Origin of the sequence: Paenibacillus sp. AR247 (assembly GCF_002968895.1) — a bacterium.
In the GTDB taxonomy this organism is placed as follows: domain Bacteria; phylum Bacillota; class Bacilli; order Paenibacillales; family Paenibacillaceae; genus Paenibacillus_AQ; species Paenibacillus_AQ favisporus.
This window is the reverse complement of the sequence record NZ_PCZT01000002.1, coordinates 483221-493289: the sequence shown is the minus strand read 5'-3', so window position 1 is coordinate 493289 and position 10069 is coordinate 483221. Positions and strand designations below refer to the sequence as shown.

At 56.6% G+C, this 10069-nt stretch carries 7 protein-coding genes, 1 pseudogene and 1 other annotated feature; of the genes and pseudogenes, 7 read left to right on the top strand and 1 reads right to left on the bottom strand.

Going from position 1 to position 10069, the window contains the following annotated elements:
* From CPT76_RS36975 to CPT76_RS02795, 5 genes and pseudogenes are all read left to right on the top strand, one after another.
* Positions 1-976, top strand: a 976-nt coding sequence (locus CPT76_RS36975) for an ATP-binding cassette domain-containing protein (RefSeq protein ID WP_181152667.1), incomplete at its 5' end; no start/stop codon positions are given.
* Between the two features lie 189 nt (positions 977-1165).
* Positions 1166-1455, top strand: a binding site (T-box leader).
* 151 nt (positions 1456-1606) lie between these two features.
* Positions 1607-2500 (top strand): annotated as a pseudogene (gene pheS, locus CPT76_RS02810) (phenylalanine--tRNA ligase subunit alpha); the annotation flags it as partial.
* An 11-nt stretch (positions 2501-2511) separates the two neighbouring features.
* Positions 2512-4962 carry a phenylalanine--tRNA ligase subunit beta gene (pheT, locus tag CPT76_RS02805; protein WP_105441854.1) on the top strand — a complete coding sequence of 817 codons (2451 nt, stop codon included), beginning with the start codon at positions 2512-2514 and terminating at the stop codon, positions 4960-4962.
* A gap of 113 nt (positions 4963-5075) precedes the next feature.
* Positions 5076-7127, top strand: coding sequence for a cell division protein ZapA (locus CPT76_RS02800; protein ID WP_181152666.1), 2052 nt, complete (start codon positions 5076-5078; stop codon positions 7125-7127).
* 82 nt (positions 7128-7209) lie between these two features.
* A complete protein-coding gene (locus CPT76_RS02795) occupies positions 7210-8268 on the top strand; it encodes a coiled-coil domain-containing protein (protein WP_105441852.1) in 1059 nt (352 codons plus the stop codon).
* Between the two features lie 130 nt (positions 8269-8398).
* Here CPT76_RS02795 and CPT76_RS02790 read toward each other — a convergent pair whose 3' ends face one another.
* On the bottom strand, positions 8399-8785 hold the full coding sequence (locus CPT76_RS02790; RefSeq protein ID WP_076170696.1) for a cupredoxin domain-containing protein: 387 nt from the start codon (positions 8783-8785) through the stop codon (positions 8399-8401).
* A 254-nt stretch (positions 8786-9039) separates the two neighbouring features.
* On the opposite strand from CPT76_RS02790, the gene CPT76_RS36970 reads away from it, so the two are divergent.
* Positions 9040-9273: a hypothetical protein gene (locus tag CPT76_RS36970; RefSeq protein ID WP_181152665.1), complete on the top strand. Its 234-nt coding sequence runs from the start codon at positions 9040-9042 to the stop codon at positions 9271-9273.
* 14 nt (positions 9274-9287) lie between these two features.
* Positions 9288-10069, top strand: a 782-nt coding sequence (locus CPT76_RS02785; RefSeq protein WP_181152664.1) for a GGDEF domain-containing protein, incomplete at its 3' end; no start/stop codon positions are given.

Sequence of the window (10069 nt, the reverse complement as noted above, 5' to 3'; positions counted from 1 at the left end):
GTCGGACAAAAATACGGAAACGAAGGCGGCGCTGCCTTACTACAAAGCCAAAGCCAAGAAAAACATCTCCAGGTATCACGCCAAACAAAAAGAGCTCGAGCGGCTCGAGAGTGAAAGCGTGGAGAAGCCGAAAAGCGGACCGAAGGTCAACCTGCAGCTGGGCGAAGGTGGGTTCTCCGCCCGTGTGCTGGTGCGGCTAGAGCAGCTGTCCTTCGGCTACGGGACGAAGAAGCTGTTCGACAAGTTCAGCCTGATCCTCTCCCGCGGCGACCGGCTGGCCGTGCGGGGGCCGAACGGGGCGGGCAAGTCAACCCTGCTCAAGCTGATTATGGGTGAGGTTGTGCCAAGCGAAGGAACGGTATGGCAGCATCCGGCCCTGAAGATCGGTTACTTCTCGCAGGAACTGGAGGTGCTGAACGAAGAGGAGACGCTGCTTGACAGCCTGCTTCGCCTGCCTTTGATGACCGAGACACATGCGCGGACGCTTCTGGGCTGCTTCTTGTTCAAGCGGGAGGACGTGTTTAAGCGAATCGGGGATTTGAGCATGGGGGAGAAATGCCGTGCGGCTTTCGTGCAGCTGTATTTCTCCGGGGCCAATCTGCTCGTGCTGGATGAGCCGACGAACTATTTGGACATCTCGACGCGGGAAGTGATCGAGGAGGCGTTATCCGCATATCCGGGTGCTCTGGTCGTCGTGTCCCATGACCGGATGCTGATCCGCAAGCTCGCGGACCGGCTGCTGACCGTCTCCCATACGGAAGAACCGCATATGTTTGAGGGCACGGTTCAAGAAGAGGAAGAGCAGCTGGCCAGACATAACGGAGCACTGAAGGAGGATACCGACCGGGAAAACGCCCGGCTGGCGCTGGAATGGGAGCTGACCAGGCTGCTGAACGAAGACGGCGGGAGCGACGAGGAGGCTGCGGCACGGATTACGAATATCCGCAGGCTCCGGAGCGAGCTGGAACAGCTCTAATTTGAGGAATGAAGTCTGGTTCTGCAAAAAATGGGCATGCTGAGAAGGGGAACGCCTATTGATTTAGGCGATTCGGACTTGTCAATACAGCTTTTTTTGCCTATAATTATTGACTATAGTCAACGGACTGATCCCGGTGAATGAATGACCCGTATGGATCAGCCATTGCAATCCAATTTATGTGTCAAGATAAATGCGTTGATGGAGATAAGTAAGCAGTGCCTCTTTACAGGGAGGGGACGCCGAAGATTGAGAGCGTCTCTACAGAAACAGGCTGCTGAAATTCCCTCCGGAGCAGTTCCCTGAACGAATCCACGCGCCAGCATGTTTGCTGACAAGATTCCGCGTAGGGGATAACGGTTTTCGATCCGTTACATCGAGTGAGAGTGAGATCAAGCTGGCCAGAGGTGCGCGTGTGCGTATCAAACGGCTTTTCGCTTGTCTAACAAGGGTGGTACCACGGTCTTTTCGTCCCTTTTCGGGAGAAAAGGCCTTTTTGTATTTCTTGGGAATTTTTTTCTGAGGATCCCCGCCAAGTACCTGAGCAGTCATCCGGGGCAAAAGCCCTGCTCTGCGGGGCGTTGTTGGTCATAAATGTATTGGCGATTTCAAGAAGGAGGCAGGAAGTTCATGAAAGAAAAGCTGGAAGCATTGCGGCAGGAAGCGATCGCGCAGCTGAATGACGTCGCTGACGTACAGACGCTGAACGATTTGCGCGTGAAGTATCTGGGGAAAAAGGGGGCGCTGACCGAGATTTTGCGGGGCATGGGCGCGCTAAGTGCGGAGGAACGCCCGTTGATCGGCCAGGTGGCCAATGACGTGCGCGGAGCGATCGAAGGACTGATCGAGTCCAAGCAGCAGGCTTTCCAAAAGGCCGAAACCGAGCAGCGCCTGCAGGCGGAAAAGGTTGACGTTACGCTCCCCGGCCGCAAAATGACCCAAGGGGGCACCCATCCGCTCAACAAAGTCATCCAGGAAATCGAGGAGATTTTCATCGGTATGGGCTACCACATTGCGGAAGGACCGGAAGTGGAGACTGACTATTATAACTTTGAAGCGCTGAACCTGCCGAAGAACCACCCGGCCCGCGACATGCAGGATACGTTCTACATTACCGAGGAGCTCTTGATGAGAACGCAGACGTCGCCGGTGCAGATCCGGACGATGGAGAGCATGCAGGGCAAGGTGCCGGTGAAGATCATCTGCCCGGGCAAAGTATACCGCAGAGACGACGACGATGCGACGCACTCGTTTCAGTTCTACCAAATTGAAGGCCTGGTGATCGGCGAAAACATCCGTATGAGCGATTTGAAAGGCACGCTGCTGCAATTCGTCCGCGAAATGTTCGGACCGAACACGCAGATCCGACTTCGTCCAAGCTTCTTCCCGTTCACAGAGCCGAGCGCGGAGGTCGACGTAACCTGTGCCAGATGCGGCGGCAGCGGATGCCGGGTGTGCAAGCATACGGGATGGCTGGAAATTCTGGGCTGCGGCATGGTGCATCGCGGAATACGGGAAGAAGGAAGGGAACGTAAGTGAAAGTATCAACTGAATGGTTATCCGATTATGTATCACTGGAAAATGTAACGGCCGAAGAGCTGGCCGAGCAGATTACGCGCGCGGGCATCGAGATCGACGAGGTTGAGCACCGCAATCACGGCATTTCGAAAGTCGTCGTGGGTTATGTAAAAAGCAAGGAGAAGCATCCCGATGCGGATAAGCTGAACGTCTGCGTCGTTGACGCGGGACAGGGCGAAGACCTGCAGATCGTCTGCGGCGCGAAAAACGTGGATGCCGGACAAAAAGTACCCGTTGCCCTGGTTGGCGCTCTGCTGCCCGGCGGACTGGAGATCAAAAAAGCCAAGCTGCGCGGCGTCGCTTCTCAAGGCATGATCTGCTCCGCCAAAGAGCTGGGCATGAACGACAAGCTGCTGCCGAAGGAGCAGCAGGAAGGCATACTCGTCCTGGAGGAGAACGCGGAGATCGGAACGCCGATCACCTCCGTGCTCGGCCTGGACGACAAGGTACTCGACTTTGACCTGACGCCGAACCGTTCCGACTGCCTCAGTATGCGCGGAGCGGCTTACGAAGTGGCAGCCATTCTGGGCCGTGACGTCAAGCTGCCTGATCCGGAAAGGGAACTGGTTGAGGTCGCTGACGCGGCAAGCAGCCATATCTCGGTCAAAATCAGCTCGCCTGAGCACTGCAGCCATTACACCGCGCGTTATATTACGGGCGTAAAGATCGCGCCGTCGCCGCAGTGGATGCAGAACCGCCTCATGGCTGCTGGCGTCCGTCCGATCAACAACATCGTGGATATCACCAACTATGTCATGCTTGAATACGGTCAGCCGCTGCATGCATTCGATGCGGACCGCCTGACAGGCGGGGCCGTTGACGTCCGCCTGGCCCGTGAAGGTGAGACGCTCGTGACGCTGGATGGCCAGGAACGCAAGCTGGAGCCGCACATGCTGCTCATTACCGACGGCGTGAAGCCGGTTGGATTAGCCGGCGTCATGGGAGGATTGGATTCCGAGGTTACGGACAGCACCGTGAACATTTTGCTCGAATCCGCCAAGTTCGACGGAGGCACCATCCGCAAGACTTCCCGCCAGCTCGGACTGCGCTCCGAAGCGAGCCAGCGCTTCGAGAAGGAAGTCGATCCGGGGGCGGTCATTCCGGCGCTGAACCGGGCTGCGTCGCTGATCGCCCGTTATTGCGCAGGAACGGTTCATAAGGGCATCGTCGAAGCCGGTGCCGCGCAGGCGGAAGAAAAGGTGATTGTTCTGTCCTTCGACAAGCTGAACCGGTTCCTTGGAACGGAGCTGTCGATGCTGGAAGTGAAGACGATTTTTGGCCGTCTGCATTTCCACGCTGCGGATACTGCCCAAGGCATTTTGGAAGTGCAGGTGCCGACGCGCCGCGGAGACATTACGAAAGACGTCGACCTGATCGAAGAAATCGCCCGCCTGTACGGATACGACAATATCCCGACGACGGCGATCGAAGGGCCGACAACGCCGGGGGGCTATACGAAGCCTCAGGCGATCCGCCGCGAAATCCGCAGACTGTTCACCCATGGCGGATGGCAGGAAGTGATCAGCTACTCCTTCACCCATCCGGAGCTGGCCGCGCTGTTCCCGGCTTTGACGGAAGGAAGCGTGCCGGTGAAGCTGTCGATGCCGATGAGCGAGGAGCGCAGCGTGCTGCGTACGAGCATTCTGCCGCAGCTGCTCGATATCGCGGTGCACAACGCGAACCGGAAGCAGTACGATCTGGCGCTGTTCGAAGTGGGCAACGTGTTCTTCTCGCAGGAGGAGACGCTGACGGTTCAGCCAAAAGAGCTGAACGTGCTGTCCTTGCTGCTGTGCGGCAGCCGCGGGCAGAAACAGTGGAACCATGCGCCGGAGAAAGTCGATTTCTTCGACCTGAAGGGTGCCCTGGAGACGCTGTTCGGGGATTTGGGTCTGGAGGGGGCGATCCGGTACGTGGCGAACCAGCCGGCCGGATATCATCCCGGACGTTCAGCTTCCGTCTACCTGATCAATGGCGGCGGAGAGCAGGTGCTGATCGGAACGCTCGGTCAGGTGCATCCCGAATTGCAGCAGGAGCGCGGACTCGGCGATGTGTACGTTGCCGAAATTCTGCTGCAGCCGCTGTACGAACACGCCGATTTCGATATCCGATATCAGGAGCTTCCGCGCTTCCCGGCTTCGGAGCGGGATATTGCAGTCGTGGTGGACAGCGCTGTGGAAGTGGGCTCCCTGCTTGAGACGATCCGCGAAGCCGCGGGCGAGCTCCTGCAGAACGTACAGGTATTCGATGTGTTTACCGGAAGCAAGCTCGGCGAAGGCAAGAAGAGCGTCGCGATTTCGCTCGTCTACCGCCACAATGAGCGTACGCTGACGGATGAGGAAGTCACCGCGGCGCATGCCGGAGTCGTCAGCGCCCTTGAGCAAAAGTTTCAAGCGGAATTAAGAAAATAGCAGGAATTGAATCCAATCACATCGAATCCTTAGACACAGAGATTCGATGTGATTTTTTATTGGAGAGAACAAGACATCTTAGAGTCAACACACATATGAAGGAGGGCACAACTGTGACTACACCTGATCGTACACGCGTCTCCGTGGAGATCTACGGGACTTCTTATAAACTGGTCGGCAGCAGTGCCGATTATATGCGAAAGATTGCTAGTTATGTCGATGAACGGATGAATGCCATTTCCAAAAGCAATTCCCGGCTGGACACCCCTAGGATTGCCGTTCTGGCCGCGGTTCATATGGCTGAGGAAGCCGTGCAAATGCAGGATCTCCGCAACGAAGTGAAGATGCTGACTGGCGAGCGCAGCGAGCTGAGCTCGCAGCTCACCAGGCTGCAGTCCCAGCGGGACGAGCAGCTGGCGGAAGTCAACAAGCAGAAGGAAGAAGCGCAGCAGATCAAGAAGGAGAAGGAAGAGCTGCAAAAGCGGCTGGAGCAGGAGAAGGCTGCGCTTGCGAAAGAGCTGGAGCAGTCCAAGTCCGAGCTTACGGCGCGGCTCGAGCAGACCCGGAATTCTTTGACGAAGGAGCTGGATCAGCTCCGCGCTTCGCTGAAGAGGGAGACGGAACAGAAGGAATCTTTGCTCCGCAAGGAGAAACAGGCCGCGGAGCAAATGCAGAAGGACAAGCAGGCTGTGGAGGAACGGCATAAAGCTGCCGTGCTGGAGCTGGAACGGAAGCATGCGGCAGCGCTGCAATCCGCCGAACAGAAGCGGGTCGGAGCGTTGAAAGAGGCGGAGGAGAACAACCGCGCAAAGATCACCGAGCTGGAGCAGAAGCATCAGGGAGCCGTCAAGGAGCTCGAAGAGAAGCATGCAGCCTTTATTCAGGAGCTGCAGGAGCAGCTGACCGAGCTTCGCGGCAACAGCGGCGAACTTCAGGAGAAGCTGCAGAACATGGAGCAGGAGCTGAAGAACGCCAAGGAGGCCTATTCCAGACTGCGGCAGCAGCATCAAGTCGTGCTGGTGCGCGAGGAGGAGGCCAAGGCGCAGGTGCAGGCTTTGACCGAGCAGGAGGAAGCGCTGAACGGACAGATCAGCAAGCTGCAGGACGAGGCGGCCGCTTCGGAAGAGGAACACCGCCGCATGCAGAAGCTGCTTGAGGATTACAGCGAGGCTTCCAAGAAATTGACCGGCGAAATCGCCCAGCTGACGGCCGAAGCCGAAACCCTTCAAGGCACGATCGAGAAGCAGAAGGAAGAGATCGGCGAATTGGAGCTGCAGGTGCTGGAAGCCGGCGAGCAGAACGAGACGCTGGAGACGGGCATGGCTTCGCTGCATGACGAGCTGAGCGTGCTGAAAGAGCAGGCGGACGGAGAGAGTAAGCTCCGCCAGGAAGCTGAGCAGCAGCGGGAAGCGCTCCGGCAGGAGCTGGCCGCGAAAGAGGAGCGGCTGCAGCAACTTGCGCAGGAGCTGGCAGATAAGCAGCAGCAGCTCGTAGCCCAGGTGCAGAAGCTGCAGGCGCAGGAGCGTTCTTCCTCGGAACAAGGAGAGGAACTTCAGCGTTTGGAGAAGCAGCTGGAAGCCCAGCAGGAGGTGCTGGCCGCGAAGGAGCAAGAGCTGGAATCGCTGAAGAAGGCGCTGCAAGGGCGGGAGCAGGATCTGCAGAATTACGGCCGGCAGATCGAGGCCAAAGAGGAGCAGATTGCAGGCCTGGAGCGGCAGTCGAGCCAATATGCGCAGCAGCTCAAGGACCTTCGGCTTCAATTGGAGGAACAGCAGGAAATGTATCTCGAGCTCGAAATCCAATCGGAGGAGCAGCAGGAGAACGTACAAAACCTGCAGCAGGAGCTGGAGAGAAGACGGGAAGTACACGCGGAGCTGGAGCTTCAGGCGGAAGAGGAACGGAAACGTTATGCCGGCCTGAAGGAGCAGTGGGAGGAGCAGCAGGCAAGGTATACCGAGCTGCAGAGCCGTTCAGGCGAATACGAGCAGCAGTGCGGCGAGCTGCGGAAGCAGGTAGCTGAGCATGAGGAGCAGTACGAGCTCGCCCAGCTTCTGCTCGAAGAGCAGCAGGAGCAGTATGCGGCGCTGCAGCAGGAACTGGAAGAGCAGCGGAAGCAGCAGCAGACAGCTGCCCAGGCGCTGAAGGAGCGCGAGGAGCAGTCGTAATGCTGCAGCAGGAGCTGGAAGAGCAGCGTGAGCAGCAGCAGACGGCGCCCAGGCACTGACGGAACGCGAAGAGGAGTACGCATTGCTGCAGCAGGAGCTGGAAGAGCAGCGTGAGCAGCAGCAAACAGCTGCTCATGCACTGAAGGAACGCGAAGAGCAGTATCGAGCGGTACAGCGGCAGCTGGAGGAGCAGCGGCAGGAGCACCAAACGACCCGCCAGGCGCTGGAAGACCTCGAGAATCAGTACCTGGAGGTTCAGGAACAGCTCGAGGAACAGCAGGCGGAGCATCGAACGGCCCGCCGGGCGCTGGAAGATCAGCAGCTGGAGGACAGCCGGGAAATGATCGGGCGCTTGCGGCTGCAGTCCGAGGAATATGCCCGCGACAACGGCACATTGCGCCAGCAGCAGGAGCAAGCTGAAGCACGGTTTGAAGAGCTGGAGCTTCAAGCCAAGGACGTTCAGGCTCAGTACGAAGAGCTGCAGCGGGTGAACCGGGCAGCTCAGGAGCAAAATGAACAGCTGCGGAGCCAAACCGAAGCCCAGCGCGAACAGTACAACAGCTTGAACCAGCAGTATCAGGGCTTGCAGCGGCAGTATGAGGAGCTGCAGCGCCAGGTGAAGGAGGCGCAGAGCCGCCAGGAGGATACCGAAATCGAATACCTGCTTCTGCTGGAGGAGAAAGAGGCCGCGGTGAAGAAGCTGGAGGAAGCATCGCTGCAGCTGGATGAAGCGGCCGACCGGGAGACCGAGCTGCGCGGACTGCTGCGCAGTGCCGAGCAATCCATGCAGTCTTATCAGGATAAGCTGAAGGATATGATGGACCAGCAGGAAGCCTGGGGCAGCCGGGAGCTGGAGCTGCAAGAGGAGCTTGAGGCTTGGCAGCAGCAGATCGCTGCCGGCGAGCAGCAGCTTACCCGGATCCAGAGCGAGAAGGAGTCAGTCGCGGATGAGCTTCGCCAGGTGGGCGAAAGCTTTGAGCTGGTGACGCATCAATACCGCCTGCTGCAGGCAGAGCATGAGATTCAGCTGGAGAAGACCGGCAAGCTGGAGGAAGAGTACCGCTTGCTCAAGGACGAGTATTCCAAGCTGCAGACCGAATATAACGAGTGGATCGAGCTGATCGAACAGGATCAGAGCTGACTTCTATAGTCCACCCACATTTCACACCTAAATGAAAATCCCCTCGGAGTAAGCGGCAGGACGGATCATGCATCATCCTGAAGCATACTTCGAGGGGATTTTAACTTTTGGGTTCAAGTCTGCCTAACTTTTATTCCACAATGACTTTGGCAATCATGCCGGAATGTCCCGCTCCGCAGAACACTGAGCACGCCATTTCGAACGTGCCGGCTTTTTCAGGCGTGACGACCGCGGACTTGTTTTTACCGTCAAGCTGAAGCTCGAGACCCGGAATGAGAACGCCGTGGTTTCCCTCATCGTTTTCAAGCGTAATTTTGACAGGTACGCCCTTTTTGAGATGATATTCTTTTTGATCGAATGCATAGTTTGTCGCCTTGATCACCAATTCCTCGCTCGGGGCTACACCGGTTTCGGTGACTCCGCTGCCCGATGCGGAATCGCCGCTCTTGGATTGTCCGCAAGCAGCCAGCACCAGAAGCAGCACGCAGGAAAGGACGACAGCCAGGGTCTTCTTCACTTGTGATCCTCCTTTATGTATACCTTCATCATTTTAATTGGTTCCATGCCTTATCATACCTTAAATTGGATATGTCTGGGCGAGGCTCATTTGAAAAATTGGTGAACGCAGCAGCCGTTGATTTTGCCGCGCCCAGGAAAAGGATCAGCTGGAAAAAAGATAGTTCTTATCTTGGATTTAAGATATAATGAGCATTGACGATGTACGAAACCCGCAAATATTCTTGTTTAGAAGATTAGGGGAATGACATTCCAATGAATCGCACGGGGTTGATTTTGGAAGATTTATGGCATCGCAAAATATTGAACGCCTATTGGATCGTGACGCTGATGTTTTTCGCGGCAGAGGTGGTTCTGCTGCTGCTGGGCTGCATTCCTTCCGTGACCGCCGGGGGCGGGGCCGGAGGACTGGCTGCGTCTGGGCATCCCGGACGGCTGCATCCTGCTGCTCATGCTGGCGGCACAGACCTGGCTGCGATTCGAACCTAAATACCGGAAGCAGGTTGTGGTCGGCTGCGGATTTTTGTCTCTCCTACCTGTTCTATTTCATCATTCAGCCGATCGTGGACGGGGCACAGATGGCGCTCCTTCTGCCCGTTCTGATTTCCGTCGTTTATTTTGACCGCAAACTTCTATATGGCTTTGGCTCGTTAACGATCCTCCTGTACTGTCTCATCTATCTCACCGAACGCTCCCTTTATCAGAAACCCATTCAGGAATTCATCCAAATCCAAAGCGTGTTTATTGTCAGCATCATGATTGGTCATACGATTTTGGTCCGGGTCAAGGAATTTATGCGCCATCTGGAATCGGTCATGAAGTCGGAGCAGCAGCTCCTGGTGGAAAGAACGATATCGGACAAGCTGCTCAAAATCGATGCACTGACCGGGCTATACAATCACAAGGCGTTTCACGAATACCTGGAGGCTCTGCTGGAGCAATGCGAGAAGTATCAGCTTCCGCTGCAGCTGGCGATTATCGATATCGATAATTTTAAAAAGGTCAACGATAATTACGGGCATCGGGTGGGCGATGTCGTGCTGAAAGAGGTTGCTTCGAAGGTGATGTCGACGATGACGCCGAATGATTTTGCCGCCCGTTATGGCGGAGAAGAATTTGCCATTATAATGGCGGATAAGACATTGGAAGAAGCAGAACGCATGGCTGAGCAGCTGCGTGAACGGATCGCCAGAACCGAGCTGCCGCATACGGTGAAGCCGGTTACGGTGAGCATCGGACTTTGCAATTTTCAGCAGGGGGACGACAAGGAATCGTTATTTCGAAA

What these genes read in the sequence shown, in the direction of transcription:
- CPT76_RS36970 (WP_181152665.1), top strand. Translation starts at nt 9,040, where the DNA reads ATGAATCGCACGGGGTTGATTTTGGAAGATTTATGGCATCGCAAAATA.